The following is an 18,944-nucleotide window of genomic DNA, read 5'->3' as shown; positions in this document are numbered from 1 at the left end:
GGAATCACATGGGACAACGCATATCACCATGGGCCGCCATGGCCGCGGCTGCGATGCTGCTCGCGGGCTGCGAAACCACCGACATGCAGATGGGCAGCCAGAGCGCCAAGACGGTGGCCACCGGCAGCGCTGCGGGCAGTGCCAGCGCCAACACCAGCAGCGCGCTCGAGAAATGCGCCTCGCCGCTGGGCACGGTGTCGCTGATCGAGAACCAGTCGGCCGGCTGGTACACGATTCTGCGCAACGAGTACAAGCTGCCGCCGACGTCCAACCTGCTGCGGCTGCTGATCCAGCAGTCGAACTGCTTCGTGGTGGTCGAGCGCGGCGCGGCCGGCATGAACGCCATGTCGCGCGAGCGCCAGTTGTCGCAATCGGGTGAGATGCGTCAGGGCAGCAACTTCGGCGGCGGCCAGATGGTGGCCTCCGACTACGGCATGTCGCCCGAGATCGTCTTCAGCAACCAGAACGCGGGCGGCATGGGCGGCGCGCTGGGCGGCCTGGTCGGCGGTCGCTACAGCGGCGTGCTGTCCGCGGTCGGCGGCAGCATGCAGACCAAGGAGGCCAGCGCGATGCTGACCTTGATCGACAACCGGTCGGGGGTGCAGGTCGCGGCGTCGGAGGGCAGCGCCTCGAAGACCGACTTCGGCGCCTTCGGCTCGGTGTTCGGCGGCAGCGCCGGCGGCGCGCTGGGCGGCTACACCAACACGGCCCAGGGCAAGGTGATCAGCGCCGCCTTCATGGACGCGTTCAACCAGATGGTCATCTCGCTGCGCAACTACAAGGCGCAGACGGTGCAGGGCCAGGGGCTGGGCGGTGGCGGCCGGCTCGGCGTGGATGGCGCGGCGCCGCCATCGCAGACCTCGGCGCCGCAACCCGCACCGGCTCGCCGCGGCAGCAGCACGCAGAAATAAGGGCGACGCTCAGGGTGCGAAAAAACCCCGGCCGCTTGCCAGAGCGGCCGGGGTTTTTCATGGGGGGCTTGATTTCGAGAAGGGCTTGATCTGAAGAAGGGCTTGATCAGTTGAGGACAGAGCAAAAACTGCTGCGCAGTTTCTTGGTCTGTCCCGCAAGGTCTCACAAGTTAAAGATCTTCCCCGGATTCATGATGTTCTTCGGGTCGAGCGCGCGCTTGATGGTGCGCATCATGTCGATCGCGCCGGCACCCGCTTCGGTCACCAGGAAGTCCATCTTGTGCAGCCCGACGCCGTGCTCGCCGGTGCAGGTGCCCTCGAGCGCCAGGGCGCGCGAGACCAGCGCATGGTTGAGCTTCTCGGCGGTCACGCGCTCCTCGGGCAGGTTGGGGTCGAGCAGGTAGCCGAAGTGGAAGTTGCCGTCGCCGACATGGCCGACTAGGAAGTAGGGGATGCCGCTGGCATCGGCCTCGGCCACCGACTCGAGCAGGCAGTCGGCCAGCCGCGAGATCGGCACGCAGGTGTCGGTCGAGATCACGCGGCAGCCGGGGCGCGACTGCACCGCCGCGAAGTAGCTGTTGTGGCGCGCGGTCCAGAGGCGGGTTCGCTCCTCGGGCGTGCTGGCCCACTCGAAGGCCTTGCCGCCGTGGCCGCTGGCGAGTTCCTGCACCGTCTCGGCCTGTTCCTTGACGCCGGCCGGCGAGCCGTGGAACTCCATCAGCAGCATCGGCTCCTCGCGCAGGCCGAGCTTGGCGTAGGCGTTCACCATGCGCACCGTGTTGACGTCGATCAGCTCGACCCGCGCGATCGGCACGCCGAGCTGGATGATCTCGATGGTGGTGCGCACCGCCGCCTCGATGCTCGGGAACGAGCAGATCGCGGCCGACACCGCCTCGGGCAGCGGGTAGATGCGCAAGGTGACTTCGGTGATCACGCCGAGCGTGCCCTCGCTGCCGACGATGAGCCGGGTCAGGTCGTAGCCGGCCGAGGACTTCTTGGCCCGGGTCCCGGTGCGGATCACTTCGCCGCTGGCCGTGACGACCTCGAGCGCCAGCACGTTCTCGCGCATGGTGCCGTAGCGGACCGCGTTGGTGCCGCTGGCGCGGGTGGCCGCCATGCCGCCGATCGAGGCATCGGCGCCAGGGTCGATCGGGAAGAAGAGGCCGGTGCTCTTGATCTCGTCGTTGAGCTGCTTGCGCGTGACGCCGGGCTGCACGGTCACCGTGAGGTCGTCGGCGTTGATCGACAGCACGCGATTCATGCGGCTGACGTCGATGCTGATGCCGCCCTGCACCGCCAGCAGGTGGCCTTCGAGCGAGGAGCCGACGCCGAACGGGATGACCGGCACGCTGTGCGCGCTGGCCAGCGCGACGGCGTCGGCCACGTCCTGCGTGCTCTCGGCGAAGACCACGGCCGAGGGCGGCGGGGCGTCGAAGGAGGACTCGTCGCGGCCGTGCTGGGTGCGCACCGCCAGCGCGGTCGAGCAGCGCTCGCCGAAGCGGGCCTTCAGCGACTCGATGAGGGCGTCGGGCACCGCGCGCAGCGCGATCTCGGGCGTGAGATGGGAGGGGGCGGTGGGCGCATTCATCGGGGCGGTCTCCTGAAGGGTCTAACATTCTACGAACCGCTCCTTCAACCCGCACCAGAGACCACACCCATGGGCAACCGCCTGACACAGATCGCGACGCGCACCGGCGACGACGGCAGCACCGGCCTCGGCGACAACACCCGCGTCCCCAAGGACCACCTGCGCGTGCACGCGATGGGCGACGTCGACGAGCTCAATTCGCAGATCGGCGTGCTGCTCTGCGAGCCGATGCCGGCCGCGGTGCGCGAATTGCTGGTCGACGTGCAGCACCAGCTGTTCAACCTCGGCGGCGAGCTGTCGATGCCGGGCTACACGCTGCTCAAGGCCGAGGCCCTGCTGCAGCTCGACAATGCGCTGGCCGAGCACAACGCGACCCTGCCGCGGCTGGCTGAATTCATCCTGCCCGCTGGCACCCGCGCCGCCTCGCTGGCCCATGTCTGCCGCACCGTCGCCCGGCGCGCCGAACGCGCGGTGGTGGCGCTGGGCGCACAGCAGGAGATCAACGCCGCGCTGCGCCACTACCTCAACCGCCTGAGCGACCTGCTGTTCGTGCTCGCGCGCGTGCTCAACCGGGTCGATGGCGGCGACGACGTCTACTGGAAGAGCGAACGCATGGCGCGCGCCGCGGCCGAGCCCCAGGATTGAATGCGAGCCGAAAAGGAGATCGAACCCATGTCACTGACGAGCAAATCCCGTACGCGCACCGCAGGCGCCACCCTGGCCTTGCTGGGCGCCATCGCGGTGCTGCCGCTGTGCGCGCAAGGCGCCGAGAGCAAGGTGCTGAACGGCATCGAGCGCGGCAGCGACGCCGCGGGCCGTGGCATCGAGCGCGGCGCCCATGCGACCCGGCAAGGCGTCGACCACACGGCCGAACGCGCCAGCGCGCCGGTGCGCCGCTGGGGCGAGGCCCTGGGCCGCAAGATCACGCCCGCCGGCAGCCACAAGCCGGCCGCGCCGGCCGTCGGGCCTCAAGGCAACTCGCCCTGAATCCGACCCGGCTTTACCTTGCTTCACGTGGCGCGTACATGCGAGCGCCAAGCGCGACACCTGCGGCTTCCACACTGGACTCCTCATCAACGCAGAAGGAGTTCCGACAATGATCAAGTCCAAGAGCATGGCAGCTGCCGCCGCAGCGCTCGCGATGTGCATGGCGGGAAGCGCCTTCGCGCAGGATTCGCGCTTCGATCGCGGACCCGACCGCAATGACCGGGCACAGCCCGGCTATCGCGCCGACGCCCGTCCCGACTACCGTCCCGACTACCGTCCCGGTCCCGACTACCGTCCCGACTACCGAGGCGCCTACCGTCCGGGTCCGGACCGATTCGATCATCGCGCGTATCCCAATCCGCACGCCGAATGGCGCCGCGGCGGGCGCATGCCGAGCGAGTACCGCGGCCGCCAGTATGTCGTGAACGACTGGCGCGGGCACCGGCTGCAGCCGCCGCCGCGCGGCTACCAGTGGATGGGAGTGGGTGGCGACTTCGTGCTGGCCGCAGTGGCGACGGGGCTGATCGCCCAGATCGTCATCGGCCAGTGACCGGGCTCAGGCGGTTGGCGTGAGCTGGGCGCAGACATTGCGCCCGGTGATCGTGAGCCGCAGCCCGCCGCCGTGCCATTCGAGCCAGTTGAGCCGCACGTAGGCATCGATGTCGTTGTCGTCGATCCGGTCTGCCTGATGGTTCTGCAGATGGTCGACCGTGGCGGGCAGGGCCTGCCGCAGCCGCTCGCGCGCTGCGGCCTCGTTGGCGGCCCGTTCCGAAATGCGCGTCTGAGAATTCGATGCCATGCTGGTTCGTTCCAATCGCTGAGGAATCGCACCAATGTACGCTTCCTGCGGCGCCAGTCACGGACCTATTTCTCGTTATTGCGCAGGACAATGCAGATCGAGCCCCGCGGGGCGGTGTTACTTGCGCGGCTGCAACAGCTTGCTGACCTCGTCGACGTTCGAGCGGATGCGCTCGCGCACCACCTCGAAGGCGTCGGACTGCGACTTGGCCGCCATTTCGGACAGCTCGCGGATGTCGTCCAGCGCCTGCTTGAAGGCCGCCTTGCCCATGGCGTCGAGCTTGGCGAAGCCCTCGCGCGGGTCCTTGGCCGAGAGCCCCTTCATGGTCCCCTGCCATTCCTCGATCGAGGTCTTGAGCATCTCGGTCTGGCGCTGCACCACGGCCTGCAGCCCCTCGTAGGACTTCTCGTTGGCCTTGACCAGCGCCTGCAGGTCCTTGCGCCCGCTCTCGACGATCGCCCCCGCGGCGCCCGCCAGCGGCAGGTTCTGCAGTCGCTCCGCCATGCCCTTGAGCGGCTTGACGAAGGCTTCCTGGACGTCGGCCGGCGTGGGGATGCCGGTCGAACGCGTCTTCTTCGCGGCGGTGGTGCTCGACTTGCTGGTGGCCATGTGCGGTGTCTCCGGATTTGAAGGTTGGGGTCGCCACGATACGCCCAGAAGGGCGTTTCATGAAAGCCCTTCGCTCACTTGACCAGCTTGAGCGTCCCCTTCATCAGCGTGGAATGGCCGGGGAAGGAACAGAAGTAGGTGTAGCTGCCGTCGGCGGCCAGCTTGGCCGGGGCGAAGCTCACGCTGTCGCTCTCGCCGCCGCCGACGATCTTGGTGTGGGCCACGACGCGGGCGTCGCCGGCCTTGACGTAGTTCTGGGGCAGGCCCGCGGCGATGCCGTCGGCGGCGATCGCCTGCACGTCGGCGGTCTTGGCCAGCACCCAGTTGTGGCCCATGGCCTGCTTGGGCATCTTGCCGCTGTGCTTGAGCTTGACAGTGAACTCCTTGCAGGACTGGCTGACCTCGATGGCGGGCTTGTTGAACTGCATCGCGTCGTTGCCTTCGATCTCGACGGTGCAGTCGGCGGCGAGGGCGGGGACGGAGGCGAAGGCCAGCACGGCGAGGGCGGCGAGACGATGGCGAAGCATGGGGGAGGTTCTCCAGAAAAATATGGCGCGCGCGATGGTGCGCGTCGACGACCCGATTGTGATGACTCGCCGCCGAGGTCGCGTGACCTGGATCAAGGCCGCGGCGACAGCCTTTGATCCAGGTCAAGTCGCGCCGCGCCGCGACCGCTAGCCTCGGGGGATGGAAGCCGTGCTCTCCCTCGCTCCTGGCTTGCCTGCCGCTTCGCAGCCGGCCTGGTCGCTGCTGGACGATCCGGCGGAATGGCCGGGATTCGGTCGTTCGCTCGCGCCCGGCGATGCCGCGGCGCGCTGGGAGTCGCAGGTCGCGGTCGAGGGCATGCACTGCGCGGCCTGCGCGTTCACGGTCGAGGCGGCGCTGATGCAGGTGCCGGGCGTGGTCTCGGCCGAGGTCAATGCGGCCAGCCGCCGCGCCCGGGTGGTCTGGTCGCCCGCCAAGGTCAAGCCATCGCGCTGGTTCGAGGCCTGCGCCGCCGCCGGCTACCGGCTGGTGCCGGCCGGCGACATGCTGGCGAGTGCGCGTCGCGCGCGGGAATCGCGGCTCGCGCTCTGGCGCTGGCTGGTGGCCGGCTTCTGCATGATGCAGGTCATGATGTACGCCTACCCGGCCTACATCGCCCGGCCCGGCGACATGTCGCCCGATGCCGCGCAGCTGCTGCGCTGGGCCTCGTGGGTGCTCACCCTGCCGGTCGTGCTGTTCTGCTGCACCCCCTTCTTTCGCAGCGCCTGGCGCGACCTGCGGCAGCGCCGCATCGGCATGGACCTGCCGGTGGCGCTCGGCATGGCGATCACTTTCGTCGTCAGCACCGCGGCCACCTTCGATCCCGAGGGGCCGCTGGGCCACGAACTCTATGTCGATTCGCTGACCATGTTCGTGTTCTTCCTGCTGACCGGCCGCTGGCTCGAGTCGCGGCTGCGCGACCGCACCGCCGGGGCGCTCGATGCCCTGATGAACCGGCTGCCCAACAGCGTGCTGCGGCGCCGTGCCGACGGCGAGTTCGAGCGCGTCGCGGTGCGGCGGCTGGCGGTCGGCGACATGCTGCGCGTGCTGCCGGGCGAAGCCTTCCCGGCCGATGGCCGCGTGGTCGCGGGCGACACCTCGGCCGACGAGGCACTGATCACCGGCGAGTCGCGGCCGGTCGCGCGCCCTTGCGGCGCCCGGGTGCTGGCGGGCAGCCACAACGTCGGCGCGGTGGTCGAGGTCCGGGTCGAGGCGCTCGGGCCCGACACCCGGTTCGCCCAGATCGTCGCCCTGATGGAGAACGCCTCGCTGCAGAAGCCACGGCTCGCGCGCCTGGCCGATCGCGCGGCGCGGCCCTTCCTGCTCGCGGTGCTGGCGGCCGCGGCCGGGGCCGCCGCGTGGTGGTGGCACGTGGACCCGGGCAAGGCCTTGATGGTCGCGGTGGCGGTGTTGATCGTCACCTGCCCCTGCGCGCTGTCGCTGGCCACGCCGGCCGCGATGCTGGCGAGCGCCGGCACCCTGGCGCGCGGCGGGGTGCTGGTTCGCAACCTGCAGGCGCTGGAGTCGCTGGCCGCGGTCGACACAGTGGTGTTCGACAAGACCGGCACCCTGACCCGCGACACGCCGCGGCTGGACCGGGTCTACAGCCGCCAGGGCGTGCGGCCGGGCGATGCGGTGGAACTCGCGGCCGCGCTGGCGGCGCAGTCCCTGCACCCGGCGTCGCGCGCGCTGGTGCAGGCCTGGAACGACCAGCACCGTCTGGCGCCGGACTGGGCCCCGGTGCAGCTCGTCGAGCATGCCGGCGAGGGCCTGGAGGGCACGCTGAACCGCCGCGGCGGCGGTGCCGGGCGGCGCCTGCGCCTGGGCTCGGCCGCATTCTGCGGCGTCACGCCGCTGGCGGTGCAGGCGGCACAGGTCCATCTCAGCGACGACCAGGGCTGGGTCGCGAGCTTCGTGTTGGCAGAAGACCTGCGCGAGGACGCCGCGGCCACCGTGTCGGCGCTGGAGGCGCAGGGCCAGGCGGTGTGGCTGCTGTCGGGCGACAGCGGCGCCGCGGCGCGCGAGGTGGCGCAGCGCGCCGGCATCGCGCTGGTGCTCGGCGACTGCACGCCCGAGGACAAGCTGGCCCGCATGAAGGACCTGCAGGCGCAGGGCCGCGCGGTCGCGATGGTGGGCGACGGACTCAACGACGGGCCGGTGCTCGCGCATGCGCATGCCTCGTTCGCGTTCGGACGCGCGGTGCCGCTGGCGCGCGCCAACGCCGACTTCGTGGTCCTCGGCGCCACGCTCGATGTCATTCCCGGCGCCATCGCGCAGGCGCGTCGCACCCTGCGCGTGGTGCGGCAGAACCTCTGGTGGGCGGCCGGCTACAACGCGGTCTGCGTGCCGTTGGCGATCGTCGGCTGGCTGCCGCCGTGGCTCGCGGGGCTGGGCATGGCCGCGAGCTCGCTGGCCGTGGTGCTGAACGCGGCGCGGCTGGCCGGCCGGCCGCTGCGCGCGGGGGCGGCCTGATGGACATCCTGTTCCTGCTCATCCCGTTCTCGGTGGTGCTGGTGCTGATCATCCTCGCCGGCCTCTGGTGGGCGGTGGACCGTGGCCAATTCGACGACGTCGAGGGCGAAGGCGAGCGCATTCTGCGCAACGATTGATTTGCATCAAGCCGGCTGGCGGCCCCCAACCGGACACTGGGCCCGTTCCATACAACAAGGCTCTGCGATGCAAGCTCCGAGTTCTTCCGCGCCTGTCTACAGCGATACGGTCGTGCGGCAATTCGCTCTCATGTCCGTCGTCTGGGGAGTGGTGGGCATGCTGGTGGGGGTGGTCATCGCCTCGCAGCTGGCCTGGCCCGACCTCAACTTCGGCATCCCGTGGCTCAGCTACGGGCGACTGCGCCCGCTGCACACCAACGCGGTGATCTTCGCCTTCGGCGGCTGTGCGCTCATGGCCACCAGCTTCCATGTCGTGCAGCGCACCTGCCAGGTCCGGCTGTTCGCGCCGGCGCTGGCCTCGTTCGTGTTCTGGGGCTGGCAGGCGGTGATCGTGGCGGCGGCCATCAGCCTGCCGCTGGGCTACACCAGCGGCAAGGAATACGCCGAGCTCGAATGGCCGATCGACATCCTGATCGCGGTCGTCTGGGTGGCCTACGCGATCGTCTTCTTCGGCACCATCGGCGTTCGCAAGGTGCGCCACATCTACGTCGCCAACTGGTTCTACGGCGCCTTCATCATCGCGGTGGCGCTGCTGCACATCGTCAACAGCGCGGCCATCCCGGCCGGTGCGATGAAGAGCTACTCGGCCTACGCCGGCGTGCAGGATGCGATGGTCCAATGGTGGTACGGCCACAACGCCGTCGGCTTCTTCCTGACCGCGGGCTTCCTCGGGATGATGTACTACTACGTGCCGAAGCAGGCCGGCCGCCCGGTGTATTCGTACCGGCTGTCGATCGTGCACTTCTGGGCCCTGATCTTCACCTACATGTGGGCCGGCCCGCACCACCTGCACTACACGGCGCTGCCCGACTGGACCCAGTCGATCGGCATGGTGTTCTCGCTGATCCTGCTGGCGCCGAGCTGGGGCGGCATGATCAACGGCGTGATGACGCTGTCGGGCGCCTGGCACAAGCTGCGCACCGACCCGATCCTGCGCTTCCTGATCGTCTCGCTGTCGTTCTACGGCATGTCGACCTTCGAGGGTCCGATGATGTCGATCAAGACCGTCAACGCGCTCTCGCATTACACGGACTGGACCGTCGGCCACGTGCACTCGGGCGCGCTCGGCTGGGTCGGCCTGATCTCGATGGGCTCGCTGTACTACCTCATCCCGCGCGTGTACGGCCGCACCGAGATGTTCAGCGTGAAGGCGATCGAGCTGCACTTCTGGATGGCGACCATCGGCATCGTGCTCTACATCGCCGCGATGTGGATCGCCGGCGTGATGCAGGGCCTGATGTGGCGCGCGGTCAACCCCGACGGCACGCTGACCTACACCTTCGTCGAAAGCGTGAAGGCCACCTATCCCTACTACGTGGTGCGCGTGCTCGGCGGCGTGCTGTACCTGAGCGGCATGCTGGTGATGGCCTGGAACGTCTGGATGACGGTGATCTCGGGCTTCAGCAAGCCCGCACCGATCCCGCAGCCCGCCATGGCCCACGCCTGAGGACACTCCCATGAGTTCGAACATTCCCCCGGGCTTCTCGCACCAGAAGATCGAGACCAACAACTTCCTGATGATCGTGCTGATCCTGCTGGTGATCGCGGTCGGCGGCCTGGTCGAGATCGTGCCGCTGTTCTTCCAGAAGTCGACCACCGAGGCGGTCGCCGGCGTCGAGCCGCTGACACCGCTGCAACTCGCGGGCCGCGACATCTACGTGCGCGAGGGTTGCTACAACTGCCACTCGCAGATGATCCGGCCGTTCCGCGCCGAGACGCTGCGCTATGGCCACTATTCGGTGGCCGGCGAGTTCGTCTACGACCACCCGTTCCAGTGGGGCAGCAAGCGCACCGGCCCCGACCTGCACCGGGTGGGCGGCAAGTACAGCGACGAGTGGCACCGCATCCACCTCAACAACCCGCGCGACGTGGTGCCGGAGTCGAACATGCCGGCCTACACCTGGCTCGAGAAGGCGCCGCTCGACGGCGCCGAGTCGGCCGCCCACATGACGGCGCTGCGCCGGGTCGGCGTGCCCTACACCGACGAGCAGATCTCGGCCGGGCCGGCCGCGGTCAAGGGCAAGACCGAGATGGACGCCGTGGTCGCCTATCTGCAGTCGCTCGGCCTGGCACTCAAGTGAGGACAACCGCGATGGACAACATCACCACCCTGCGAATCGCCGCCACGCTGGTCTCGTTCGCGACCTTCATCGGCATCCTGGTCTGGGCGTATTCGCGCCGCAACGCGCAGGCCTTCGAAGAGGCGGCACGCCTGCCGTTCGAGGAGGACCCGTCGTGAGCGACTTCGTCAACGCCTTCTGGTCGCACTTCGTCACCGCGATCGCGCTCGGCGGCATCCTGGCCTGCGCGCTGCTGCTGTGGCTGACGGCCCGCTTCCGCGGCCCTTCGAACGCCGACAACACCACCGGCCATGTCTGGGACGAGGACCTGCGCGAGATGAACAACCCGATGCCGCGCTGGTGGATGGGCCTGTTCGTGCTGACCATCGTGTTCGGCATCGGCTACCTGGTGGTGTTCCCAGGGCTGGGCAGCTACCGCGGCACCCTGGCCTGGAGCACCCAGGGCGAGTACGAGAAGGCGGTGGAGAAGGCCAACGCCGAGCTGGCCCCGGTGTACGCCGCCTACACCGCGCAGCCGGTCGAGAAGCTCGCCTCCGACGCCGGCGCCATGGCCGTCGGCGAGCGCTTGTTCCTGAACAACTGCGCCCAGTGTCACGGCTCGGATGCGCGCGGCAGCAAGGGCTTCCCGAACCTCACCGATGGCGACTGGCTGCATGGCGGCACGCCCGAGAAGATCCACGAGACCATCGCGCTCGGCCGCATCGGCACGATGCCGCCGATGGCCGAGGCGGTCGGATCGGCCGAGGACGTCAAGAACCTCGCCAACTACGTGCTGAGCCTGTCTGACAGCCCGCACGATTCGGTGCGCGCCGGACTCGGCAAGAGCAAGTTCACGGCGTGCGCGGCCTGCCACGGCATCGGCGGCGTCGGCAACCCGGCGGTGGGCGCGCCGAACCTGGCCGACAAGATCTGGCTGCACGGCTATGGTCAGGAAGCGATCATCGCGATGATCAACGGCGGCAAGACCAACCAGATGCCGGCGCAGCAGGGCCGCCTGACCGAGGCGCAGATCCACGTGCTGACCGCCTATGTCTGGGGCCTGTCGAACAACAAGGCGGCCACCGTCGCGGGGCAATGAGGCTGCCGCCCGAGTCTTGTCCATGAGCGTTTCCATGACCGAGCAGACGACGCCACAGAAGCCGCGCACCGTGATCCCGATCGCGGCGGCCGAGGAGGACGTCGGGCTCTACGCGGCCCACAAGAAGATCTATCCGCGCAGCGTCAGCGGCTATTTCGCCCGCTGGCGCTGGGCCCTGGTGTTCGCGACGCAGGGGGTCTTCTGCGGCCTGCCCTGGCTCGAGTGGGGCCAGCGCCAGGCGGTGCTGTTCGACCTCGGCGCGCGGCGCTTCTTCCTGTTCGGGCTGGTGCTCTATCCGCAGGACCTGATCTACCTGACCGGGCTGCTGGTGGTCTCGGCGCTGTCGCTGTTCCTGTTCACTGCCGTGGCGGGGCGCCTGTGGTGCGGCTACGCCTGCCCGCAGACGGTCTACACCGAGATTTTCATGTGGGTCGAGGAGAAGATCGAGGGCAGCCGCATCGCGCGCATGCGGCTCGACAGCGGCGATTTCTCGGCCGAGAAGCTGGTCAAGAAGTGGTTCAAGCACGTGGTCTGGATATCGATCGGCCTGTGGACCGGCTTCACCTTCGTCGGCTACTTCACGCCGATCCGCGAACTGGCCATGGAATTCCTGCAGACCCGGATGGGCTCCTGGGAAGTCTTCTGGGTGCTGTTCTACGGCTTCGCCACCTACGGCAACGCTGGCTTCATGCGCGAGCAGGTGTGCAAGTACATGTGCCCCTATGCGCGCTTCCAGAGCGCGATGTTCGACCGCGACACGCTCATCGTGAGCTACGACACGGCACGCGGCGAACCGCGTGGCGTGCCGGCCAAGGGTCGGGCGGCCGCTGCCGCATCGGAGTTCGGCCATTGCATCGACTGCAAGCTGTGCGTCCAGGTCTGCCCGACCGGCATCGACATCCGCCAGGGGCTGCAGTACGAATGCATCGGCTGCGGCCTGTGCGTCGATGCCTGCAACATCGTGATGGACAAGATGTCGACCCCGCGCGGCCTGATCCGCTACGCCACGCAGAACAGCATGGCCGGGCGCTGGACGCCGCGCCAGGTGCTGCGCCGCGTTCTGCGGCCGCGGGTGCTGGTCTACACCGCGGTGCTCGGCGCGCTGTGCATCGGCCTGCTGGCGAGCCTGGTGACGCGCACGCCGCTGAAGGTCGACGTGGTGCGCGACCGCGCCTCGCTGGCCCGCATCGTCGACGGCGGCCAGCTCGAGAACGTCTACCGCCTTCAGATCATGAACGCCACCGAGCAGGTGCAGCGCTACCGGATCGAAGCCAGCGGCCTCGAGGGTCTGCACGTGTCCTCGGAGCCGGTGGTCGAGGTCGCGCCGGCGCAGTCGCGCTGGGTGGCGGTGCGGCTGCAGCTGCCCTACGGTGCGGCGACGGCCGGTTCCCACAAGGTGTATTTCGACGTTCGAGCGGAGGGCGGCCAGGGCAGCGTGTCCGAGAAGGCCGTGTTCCTGGTCCCGCGATGAAATCCAGGCCCCAAGGAGGCAGAAGATGACCGACAAGAGCAGCCATGACGAAGCGACGCGTCCCTGTCCACCCTGGTGGCGCTTCGGGCTGGTGTGGATGGTGATCGGCGGGCCGGGCCTGGTGGTGATCGCGAGTTTCGCCACCTTGTGGCTGGCCCTGCGCACGCCCGACCCGGTGGTCGACGAGGACTACTACCGCAAGGGCGTGGAGATCAACCGCACGCTGGCCGACAAGAAGCTCATGCCGGCGGTGGCCGGGCGCAACCACGCGGCCACCCCGAGCGCCGACGTGCCGTCGCCGAGGCGCTGAACATGCAGGCGCAACGCTGGATGTGGATACTCTGGCCGGCATTCCTGCTGGCCTGCGCGCTCGAGGTGCTGGTGTTCGCACTGGTCGATCCGGGCGACCTCAACTGGCGCGGCGAGGCGTTGGGCGCCTCTCGCCAGGCGGTCTACACGGCCGGGTTCTTTGCCTTCTGGCTGCTGGCCACGGCGGCGGGCGCCTTGACGCTGCTGCTGGCCCGGCCGGCGGCCGAGCTCAACAGCCCGGCGGATTGACGATGCGGCGCAGCGCCTCGGGATCGAGGATGCGCACGTTGCGCTGCTCGACCTCGACCATGCCGTCGGCCGCGAACTTCGACATCGTCCGGCTCACGGTCTCGAGCTTGAGGCCGAGGTAGCTGCCGATTTCCTCGCGCGTCATGCGCAGCACCAGCTCGGAGCGCGAGAAGCCGCGCGCATGCAGCCGCTGCACCAGGTTCAGCAGGAAGGCCGCCAGCCGCTCCTCGGCCCGCATGCTGCCGAGCAGCAGCATCACGCCATGCTCGCGGACGATCTCGCGGCTCATGATCTGGTGCACGTGGCGCTGCAGCGCCGTCACCTCGCGCGACAGTTCCTCGATGCGCTCGAAGGGCATCACGCAGACCTCGGAGTCTTCGAGGGCGACGGCGTCGCAGGTGTGCTGGTCGTTGACGATGCCGTCGAGGCCGATGATCTCGCCGGCCATCTGGAAGCCCGTGACCTGGTCGCGCCCGTCCTCGCTGGTGACCCGGGTCTTGAAGACCCCGGTGCGGATCGCATAGAGCGAGGTGAAGGGCTCGCCATTGCGAAACAGCGTCTCGCGCCGCTTGATCTTGCGCCGCGTGGCGACCAGGTCGTCGAGGCGCTGCAGCTCCCCGGGCGCCAGTCCGACCGGCATGCACAGCTCGCGCAGGTTGCAGTTGGAACAGGCGACCTTGATATTTTCGGGCTTCATTGATGCAGTCGGGGTCATGCGGGGATTGTCCGTGGGGGGGTGGGCCGGATGCTTGATGCAGGTCAAGGTTTGCGGATCGCGACGGCGGCATAGTGACACACCGAAGCCCATGCCTGCGTCCGCGATGCCTCCCGTCTCCGCTCCAGCCCTCACGCCGCCCATCGTGGTGCCCGCGCCGTCCGTGCTGCAGCGGTTCGACTGCGCCGGGCCGCGCTACACCTCCTACCCGACCGCGGACCGCTTCGTCGACGCCTTCACGGCCGAGGACTATGCCCAGACGCTCGAACAGCGCGGCAGCACCGGCGCCAGCGCGCGGGCGCTGTCGCTCTACGTGCATATCCCGTTCTGCGAATCGCTCTGCTACTACTGCGCCTGCAACAAGATCGTGACCCGCCACAAGAGCAAGGGGCGCGAGTACCTGGACTACCTGGCGCGCGAGATCGCTCTGCAGGTCGAGCGGCTCGGCCGCGGCGCCGTGGTCCGCCAGCTGCATCTCGGCGGCGGCACGCCGACCTTTCTCGACGATGCCGGCCTGCGGACGCTGATGGGCATGCTGCGCGAGGCCTTCACCTTGTCGCCGGACGGCGAGCATTCGATCGAGATCGACCCGCGCACCGTCGACCGCGAACGCCTGGTGACCCTGGCCGCGCTGGGCTTCAACCGGCTGAGCTTCGGCGTCCAGGATTTCGACCCCGACGTGCAGAAGGCGGTGCACCGGATCCAGCCGGCCGGGCAGGTGTTCGACCTGATGGCGACGGCCCGCGGGCTGGGCTTCGATTCGGTCAACGTCGACCTGATCTACGGGCTGCCGCGCCAGAGCGCGGCCTCCTTCGACCGCACGCTGGCCCAGGTCTGCGCGCTGCGGCCCGACCGCATCGCGCTCTATGCCTATGCCCACCTGCCCGAGCGCTTCAAGGCCCAGCGCCGCATCGCGACCGAGGCGTTGCCCGATGCGGCGGCCAAGGTCGAGATGCTGTCGCGCTCTATCGCCGCGTTCACCGAGGCCGGCTACGTCTACATCGGCATGGACCATTTCGCGCTGCCCGGCGACGCGCTGGCGGTGGCCAAGCGGCAGGGCCGGCTGCACCGCAACTTCCAGGGCTACAGCACCCAGCCGGACTGCGACCTGGTGGCGCTGGGCGTGTCGGCGATCGGCCGGGTCGGCGCCACCTACAGCCAGAACGCCAAGACGCTCGAGGAGTACTACGACCTGCTCGACCAGGGCCGGCTGCCGGTGGTGCGCGGCCTGGCGCTGACCCGCGACGACGTGCTGCGGCGCACCGTGATCATGGCGATCATGTGCCAGGGCCGGGTCGATTTCGAGACCATCGGCTCGGCCCACCTGGTCGATTTCGAGCGCTGCTTCGCGGCCGAGCTCGAAGCGCTGGCGCCGCTCGAGGCGCAGGGCCTGGTGGTGGTCGGCGATCGCCACCTCGAGGTCACGCCGCTGGGCTGGTTCTTCGTCCGCGCCATCGCCATGGTGTTCGACCGCTACCTGCAGGCTGACCGCAACCGCACGCGCTTCTCGCGCATCGTGTGATGAGCCCGCACGCTCCCCCATGCAGTCCGCCCTGCTCGCCACCGCATTCGTGATGGGGCTGGCCGGCGGGCCGCACTGCGTCGCGATGTGCGGCGCGGCCTGCGCCGGCGTGATCCGCATCGTGCGGGCACCGGCGGGCGGCGTCGCCGCGCTGCAGTCCCCGGGCCGCTCGCTGCCGGCGGGCGCCTTGTTCCACGTGGGCCGGGTGGCCGGCTATGCGGCCGCCGGGGCGGTGGCGGCCGCCGCTGCCCAGGGCCTGGCGCTGGCGGGCCAGCAGGTCGGCGCGCTGCGCCCGGCCTGGCTGCTGCTGCATGTGTTCGTGCTGGCGTGGGGCCTGCTGCTGGCCGCCTCGGGCCGGCAGCCCGCCTGGGCGCACCGCTTCGGGCGCTGGGCGTCGGCGCGGCTGCAGCCCATGACCCGCAGCCCCTTCGGCGTGCTGGCGGCCGGCGCGCTCTGGGTCGCGCTGCCCTGCGGCCTGCTGTACTCGGCGCTAATGCTGGCGGCCCTGGGCAACGGCGTGCTCGAAGGCGCGGCCGTCATGGCGCTGTTCGCGGCCGGCAGCGCGCTGTCGCTGCTGCTGGCGCCCTGGCTGTGGCAGCGCCTGCGGTCGGGCGCCGGCATCCTGTCGCAGCAGTGGGGCACGCGGCTGGCGGGCGCGATGCTCGCGGCGGTGGCGCTGCAGGCGCTCTGGCTCGACCTCGCGCACCAGGTCGAGGCCTGGTGCCGCTGAGCGAGGGGCCCGTGCCGCTCAGGCGGCGGGCGGCGGCGGTTCCAGGTTCAGGGCCACGTGCAACACGTCGGCGGAATCCTCCAGGCTGGGCACGCGCTCGAAGCCCAGCGCCCGCGACAGCTTCAGCATGCGGGTGTTCTCGCGCAGAATCATGCCGACCAGGCGCCGGGTGCCGCGGCTGCGGGCGTGCGCGATCAGCTGCTCGAACAGCATCCGGCCGAGGCCGCCGCCCTTGAGGTCGGAGCGCACAAGCAGCGCGAACTCTGCTTCGACGTTGTCGGGGTCGCAGACGGTGCGGGCGACGCCGAGCGTCTCGGGCTGGCCGTCCGCCGCCGTGGCCTCGGCGATGAAGGCCATTTCGCGGTCGTAGTCGATCTGGGCCAGCCGGGCCAGTTCGCTGCGCGGCAGTTCGCTGCGCGCCTGGAAGAGCCGCATGCGCACGTCCTCGGGGGTGAGCCTTCGCAGGAAGCGCCGGTGCTGGCCTTCGTCCTCCGGGCGGATCGGCCGGATCGTGATCGGACGGCCGTTCCACTCGGCCTGGCGGACCCACTGCGTGGGATAGGGCCGGATCGCGAAGTTGGCGGCGCCGGCCACCCGGCCGGCCGCGACCCGCAGCCGGGCGTCGAGCGCCAGCGCGCCGTGCTCGTCGACCCACAGCGGATTGATGTCGAGCTCGGCCAGCTGCGGCAGGTCGGCCAGCATCTGCGACACCGCGATCAGCACGTCGTGCAGGGCATCGAGATCGGCCGGCGGGTGGTCGCGGTAGCCGGCCAGCAGCCGCGACACGCGGGTGCGCGAGACCAGCTCGCGCGCCAGGCTGCGGTTGAGCGGCGGCAGCGCGACCGCGACATCGGCCGTCACCTCGACCGCGATGCCGCCGCCGCCGCAGAGGATGACCGGGCCGAAGACCGCGTCGATGCTGGCCCCGACGATCACCTCCTGCGCGTGCGGGCGGTGCGCCATCGGCTGCACGGTGAAGCCGTCGATGCGCGCGCCGGGCTGCAGGGTGGCCAGCGCCTGCCGCATCTCGCCCACGGCCTGTTCAAGCGCGGCCGGGTCGCGCAGGTCCAGCCTGACGCCGCCGACATCGGTCTTGTGGGCGACATCGCGCGACACGATCTTGAGCACTACCGGATAGCCGAGCTCGCGGGCCGCGTCCAGCAGGCCTGCGGCCGACGCCGGGACCATCCGCGTGCGCACCACCGGCACGCCGTAGGCCTGCAGCACCGCCTTGGCCTCGTGTTCGGCCAGCCATTCGCGGCCGTCGGCGGCGGCTGCTTCCAGCAGCCGCTGCGCCGCCGGCACATCGGGCGCCGGGTTCTCGCTGGCGCTGGGCGCCTCCATCAACAGCGCCTGGTTGCTGCGGTAGGTCTGCAGCATGCCGAAGGCGCGCACGGCGTCTTCGGGCGTCGGGTAGTCGGGAATGCCGGCCGCCTCGAACAGCTGGCGTGCCGGCGCCATGTCGGCATCGCCGAGCCAGCAGCCCATCACGCGCGGGTCGTTGGCGCGGACCAGCGGCGCGCAGGCGCGGGCGATCTCGTCGCTGCGCTCGGCCACCGTCGGGGCGTGGATGAACAGCACGGCGCCGCTCGCGGGGTCCGCCAGCAGCGCCGACAGCGCCGCGGCATAGCGCGCCGCCGGCGCGTCGCCGAGGATGTCGATCGGGTTGGCGCAGGAAGCCTCCGGCGGCAAGGCACGGCCGAGCTGCTCGAGCAGCGCGGCACCGGGCTCGGCCAGCCGGATCCCGGCGCGGGCGGCGGCGTCGGCCGCCATCACGCCGGCGCCGCCGCCGTTGCCGAGGATGGTCAGAGCCTCGCTGCGGTTGAGGCGGAACCGCGCCAGCGTCGCCGCCGCCATGAACAGCTCCTGCAGCGTGTCCACCCGCAGCATGCCGGCGCGGCGGATGGCCGCGTCATGGACGATGTCGGAGCCGGCCAGGGCGCCGGAGTGCGAGGCGGCGGCACGCAGGCCCTGGCCCGCGCGGCCGGCCTTGACGACGATCACCGGCTTGTTGCGCGCCGCGGCGCGCGCGGCCGACATGAACTTGCGCGGCGAGGCGATCGATTCGACATAGAGCAGGATGGCGCGGGTGCGGCCGTCGCTCGCGAACCGGTCGAGCAGGTCGCCGGCATCGACGTCGCAGTGCTCGCCCAGCGCCACCAGGTGCGACAGGCCGATGCCCCGGCTGGCGGCCCAGTCCAGCATCGCGCTGGCCACCGCGCCTGACTGTGAGATGAACGCCAGCTCGCCCGGCCGTGCGGCGACGTGGGCCAGGCCGGCACGGAGGCCGATGTGCGGGCTCAGGACGCCGAGCGAGTCCGGGCCCAGCAGGCGCAGCAGGTGCGGCCGGGCGGCGTCGAGCGCGGCATGCTGCTCGGCGGCGCTCAACCCGGTGCCGACGATCACCGCGGCCCGGCAACCGGCCGCCCCGAGTTCGGCCACCAGCCGCGCCACCGTGCGCGCCGGCGTGCAGATCAGGGCCAGGTCCGGCGCCGCGGGCAGGTCGGCCACCCGCGCGAAGACGGGCAGGCCGTCGAGCCGCGCATGCTTGAGGTTGACCGGGTAGACCGGGCCGGCAAAACCGCCCGCGCGCAGGTGCTGCCAGACGCGGGTGCCGATCGCGCCGGGCCGGTGCGAGGCACCGAGCACGGCGACGGATCGCGGCAAAAGCAGTCGGTCGAAGTGGCGGATGCTCATGGCG

21 protein-coding genes are annotated in these 18,944 nt (G+C 70.1%); 15 read left to right on the top strand and 6 right to left on the bottom strand.

All coding sequences use genetic code 11. From position 1 onward, the window contains the following. Positions 1-8 precede the first annotated feature (8 nt). Entirely contained in the window at positions 9-911 is a 903-nt protein-coding gene (locus tag QTI17_RS11275; RefSeq protein ID WP_286533158.1) for a CsgG/HfaB family protein, read from the top strand. 163 nt (positions 912-1,074) lie between these two features. Here the strand turns inward: QTI17_RS11275 and QTI17_RS11270 are convergent, their stop codons facing one another. Beyond that, entirely contained in the window at positions 1,075-2,499 is a 1,425-nt protein-coding gene (locus tag QTI17_RS11270; protein ID WP_286533157.1) for an FAD-binding oxidoreductase, read from the bottom strand. Positions 2,500-2,568: 69 nt separating this feature from the next. Here QTI17_RS11270 and QTI17_RS11265 point away from each other — a divergent pair, with 69 nt between their 5' ends. The 3 genes from QTI17_RS11265 (at position 2,569) to QTI17_RS11255 (ending at position 4,036) form a co-directional block, all read left to right on the top strand. Continuing rightward, positions 2,569-3,144 carry a cob(I)yrinic acid a,c-diamide adenosyltransferase gene (locus tag QTI17_RS11265; RefSeq protein WP_286533156.1) on the top strand — a complete coding sequence of 192 codons (576 nt, stop codon included), beginning with the start codon at positions 2,569-2,571 and terminating at the stop codon, positions 3,142-3,144. A 27-nt stretch (positions 3,145-3,171) separates the two neighbouring features. Continuing rightward, entirely contained in the window at positions 3,172-3,486 is a 315-nt protein-coding gene (locus tag QTI17_RS11260) for a hypothetical protein (protein ID WP_286533155.1), read from the top strand. A gap of 109 nt (positions 3,487-3,595) precedes the next feature. After that, the gene (locus QTI17_RS11255; protein WP_286533154.1) at positions 3,596-4,036 is read left to right on the top strand and encodes an RcnB family protein; all 441 of its coding nucleotides are present in this window, start codon (positions 3,596-3,598) and stop codon (positions 4,034-4,036) included. Between the two features lie 6 nt (positions 4,037-4,042). Here the strand turns inward: QTI17_RS11255 and QTI17_RS11250 are convergent, their stop codons facing one another. The 3 genes from QTI17_RS11250 to azu all read right to left on the bottom strand — a co-directional run bounded on the left by QTI17_RS11250 (position 4,043) and on the right by azu (position 5,421). Beyond that, positions 4,043-4,285: a hypothetical protein gene (locus QTI17_RS11250; RefSeq protein WP_286529301.1), complete on the bottom strand. Its 243-nt coding sequence runs from the start codon at positions 4,283-4,285 to the stop codon at positions 4,043-4,045. 117 nt (positions 4,286-4,402) lie between these two features. Further along, positions 4,403-4,894, bottom strand: coding sequence for a phasin family protein (locus QTI17_RS11245; RefSeq protein WP_286533153.1), 492 nt, complete (start codon positions 4,892-4,894; stop codon positions 4,403-4,405). A gap of 74 nt (positions 4,895-4,968) precedes the next feature. Further along, a complete protein-coding gene (gene azu / locus QTI17_RS11240) occupies positions 4,969-5,421 on the bottom strand; it encodes an azurin (RefSeq protein ID WP_286533151.1) in 453 nt (150 codons plus the stop codon). Positions 5,422-5,581: 160 nt separating this feature from the next. Between azu and QTI17_RS11235 the strand changes: the two genes are divergently transcribed. The 9 genes from QTI17_RS11235 to QTI17_RS11195 all read left to right on the top strand — a co-directional run bounded on the left by QTI17_RS11235 (position 5,582) and on the right by QTI17_RS11195 (position 13,276). Next, the gene (locus QTI17_RS11235; RefSeq protein WP_286533150.1) at positions 5,582-7,891 is read left to right on the top strand and encodes a heavy metal translocating P-type ATPase; all 2,310 of its coding nucleotides are present in this window, start codon (positions 5,582-5,584) and stop codon (positions 7,889-7,891) included. Then, positions 7,891-8,028, top strand: a complete 138-nt coding sequence (gene ccoS, locus QTI17_RS11230) for a cbb3-type cytochrome oxidase assembly protein CcoS (RefSeq protein ID WP_286529309.1) — start codon at positions 7,891-7,893, stop codon at positions 8,026-8,028. The genes QTI17_RS11235 and ccoS overlap by 1 nt, the downstream gene beginning before the upstream one ends. Before the next feature lie 67 nt (positions 8,029-8,095). Then, positions 8,096-9,535, top strand: coding sequence for a cytochrome-c oxidase, cbb3-type subunit I (gene ccoN / locus QTI17_RS11225; RefSeq protein WP_286533149.1), 1,440 nt, complete (start codon positions 8,096-8,098; stop codon positions 9,533-9,535). A 10-nt stretch (positions 9,536-9,545) separates the two neighbouring features. Further along, positions 9,546-10,169: a cytochrome-c oxidase, cbb3-type subunit II gene (ccoO, locus tag QTI17_RS11220; protein ID WP_286533148.1), complete on the top strand. Its 624-nt coding sequence runs from the start codon at positions 9,546-9,548 to the stop codon at positions 10,167-10,169. Positions 10,170-10,180: 11 nt separating this feature from the next. Continuing rightward, positions 10,181-10,327: a cbb3-type cytochrome oxidase subunit 3 gene (locus QTI17_RS11215; protein WP_286529313.1), complete on the top strand. Its 147-nt coding sequence runs from the start codon at positions 10,181-10,183 to the stop codon at positions 10,325-10,327. Next, positions 10,324-11,247, top strand: coding sequence for a cytochrome-c oxidase, cbb3-type subunit III (gene ccoP / locus QTI17_RS11210; RefSeq protein ID WP_286533147.1), 924 nt, complete (start codon positions 10,324-10,326; stop codon positions 11,245-11,247). Before QTI17_RS11215 ends, ccoP begins: the two co-directional genes overlap by 4 nt. A gap of 34 nt (positions 11,248-11,281) precedes the next feature. Further along, a complete protein-coding gene (gene ccoG / locus QTI17_RS11205) occupies positions 11,282-12,718 on the top strand; it encodes a cytochrome c oxidase accessory protein CcoG (protein WP_286533145.1) in 1,437 nt (478 codons plus the stop codon). Between the two features lie 25 nt (positions 12,719-12,743). Then, positions 12,744-13,028 (top strand): FixH family protein, encoded by a 285-nt coding sequence (locus tag QTI17_RS11200; RefSeq protein WP_286529318.1) that lies wholly within the window; start codon positions 12,744-12,746, stop codon positions 13,026-13,028. 2 nt (positions 13,029-13,030) lie between these two features. Beyond that, positions 13,031-13,276 (top strand): hypothetical protein, encoded by a 246-nt coding sequence (locus tag QTI17_RS11195; protein ID WP_286533144.1) that lies wholly within the window; start codon positions 13,031-13,033, stop codon positions 13,274-13,276. On the opposite strand, the gene fnr is transcribed toward QTI17_RS11195, so the two are convergent. Beyond that, positions 13,257-13,973, bottom strand: a complete 717-nt coding sequence (gene fnr / locus QTI17_RS11190; protein ID WP_286533143.1) for a fumarate/nitrate reduction transcriptional regulator Fnr — start codon at positions 13,971-13,973, stop codon at positions 13,257-13,259. The two genes, QTI17_RS11195 and fnr, sit on opposite strands and share 20 nt — an antisense overlap. A gap of 124 nt (positions 13,974-14,097) precedes the next feature. Between fnr and hemN the strand changes: the two genes are divergently transcribed. Next, positions 14,098-15,513: an oxygen-independent coproporphyrinogen III oxidase gene (hemN, locus tag QTI17_RS11185; RefSeq protein ID WP_286533810.1), complete on the top strand. Its 1,416-nt coding sequence runs from the start codon at positions 14,098-14,100 to the stop codon at positions 15,511-15,513. A 19-nt stretch (positions 15,514-15,532) separates the two neighbouring features. After that, entirely contained in the window at positions 15,533-16,243 is a 711-nt protein-coding gene (locus QTI17_RS11180) for a sulfite exporter TauE/SafE family protein (protein ID WP_286533142.1), read from the top strand. Positions 16,244-16,261: 18 nt separating this feature from the next. On the opposite strand, the gene QTI17_RS11175 is transcribed toward QTI17_RS11180, so the two are convergent. Next, positions 16,262-18,940: a bifunctional acetate--CoA ligase family protein/GNAT family N-acetyltransferase gene (locus tag QTI17_RS11175; protein WP_286533141.1), complete on the bottom strand. Its 2,679-nt coding sequence runs from the start codon at positions 18,938-18,940 to the stop codon at positions 16,262-16,264. Positions 18,941-18,944 lie beyond the last annotated feature (4 nt).

The organism is Variovorax sp. J31P179, from assembly GCF_030316985.1.
Classification (GTDB): domain Bacteria; phylum Pseudomonadota; class Gammaproteobacteria; order Burkholderiales; family Burkholderiaceae_C; genus Variovorax; species Variovorax ginsengisoli_B.
Note: the sequence above shows the minus strand (reverse complement) of the source record. Positions and strands in the feature narration are given on the sequence as shown.

Coding starts and splice junctions, on each gene's coding strand:
- QTI17_RS11275 (WP_286533158.1), top strand. CDS start 9: ATGGGACAACGCATATCACCATGGGCCGCCATGGCCGCGGCTGCGATG.
- QTI17_RS11270 (WP_286533157.1), bottom strand. CDS start 2,499: ATGAATGCGCCCACCGCCCCCTCCCATCTCACGCCCGAGATCGCGCTG.
- QTI17_RS11265 (WP_286533156.1), top strand. CDS start 2,569: ATGGGCAACCGCCTGACACAGATCGCGACGCGCACCGGCGACGACGGC.
- QTI17_RS11260 (WP_286533155.1), top strand. CDS start 3,172: ATGTCACTGACGAGCAAATCCCGTACGCGCACCGCAGGCGCCACCCTG.
- QTI17_RS11255 (WP_286533154.1), top strand. CDS start 3,596: ATGATCAAGTCCAAGAGCATGGCAGCTGCCGCCGCAGCGCTCGCGATG.
- QTI17_RS11250 (WP_286529301.1), bottom strand. CDS start 4,285: ATGGCATCGAATTCTCAGACGCGCATTTCGGAACGGGCCGCCAACGAG.
- QTI17_RS11245 (WP_286533153.1), bottom strand. CDS start 4,894: ATGGCCACCAGCAAGTCGAGCACCACCGCCGCGAAGAAGACGCGTTCG.
- azu (WP_286533151.1), bottom strand. CDS start 5,421: ATGCTTCGCCATCGTCTCGCCGCCCTCGCCGTGCTGGCCTTCGCCTCC.
- QTI17_RS11235 (WP_286533150.1), top strand. CDS start 5,582: ATGGAAGCCGTGCTCTCCCTCGCTCCTGGCTTGCCTGCCGCTTCGCAG.
- ccoS (WP_286529309.1), top strand. CDS start 7,891: ATGGACATCCTGTTCCTGCTCATCCCGTTCTCGGTGGTGCTGGTGCTG.
- ccoN (WP_286533149.1), top strand. CDS start 8,096: ATGCAAGCTCCGAGTTCTTCCGCGCCTGTCTACAGCGATACGGTCGTG.
- ccoO (WP_286533148.1), top strand. CDS start 9,546: ATGAGTTCGAACATTCCCCCGGGCTTCTCGCACCAGAAGATCGAGACC.
- QTI17_RS11215 (WP_286529313.1), top strand. CDS start 10,181: ATGGACAACATCACCACCCTGCGAATCGCCGCCACGCTGGTCTCGTTC.
- ccoG (WP_286533145.1), top strand. CDS start 11,282: ATGACCGAGCAGACGACGCCACAGAAGCCGCGCACCGTGATCCCGATC.
- QTI17_RS11200 (WP_286529318.1), top strand. CDS start 12,744: ATGACCGACAAGAGCAGCCATGACGAAGCGACGCGTCCCTGTCCACCC.
- QTI17_RS11195 (WP_286533144.1), top strand. CDS start 13,031: ATGCAGGCGCAACGCTGGATGTGGATACTCTGGCCGGCATTCCTGCTG.
- fnr (WP_286533143.1), bottom strand. CDS start 13,973: ATGAAGCCCGAAAATATCAAGGTCGCCTGTTCCAACTGCAACCTGCGC.
- hemN (WP_286533810.1), top strand. CDS start 14,098: ATGCCTCCCGTCTCCGCTCCAGCCCTCACGCCGCCCATCGTGGTGCCC.
- QTI17_RS11180 (WP_286533142.1), top strand. CDS start 15,533: ATGCAGTCCGCCCTGCTCGCCACCGCATTCGTGATGGGGCTGGCCGGC.
- QTI17_RS11175 (WP_286533141.1), bottom strand. CDS start 18,940: ATGAGCATCCGCCACTTCGACCGACTGCTTTTGCCGCGATCCGTCGCC.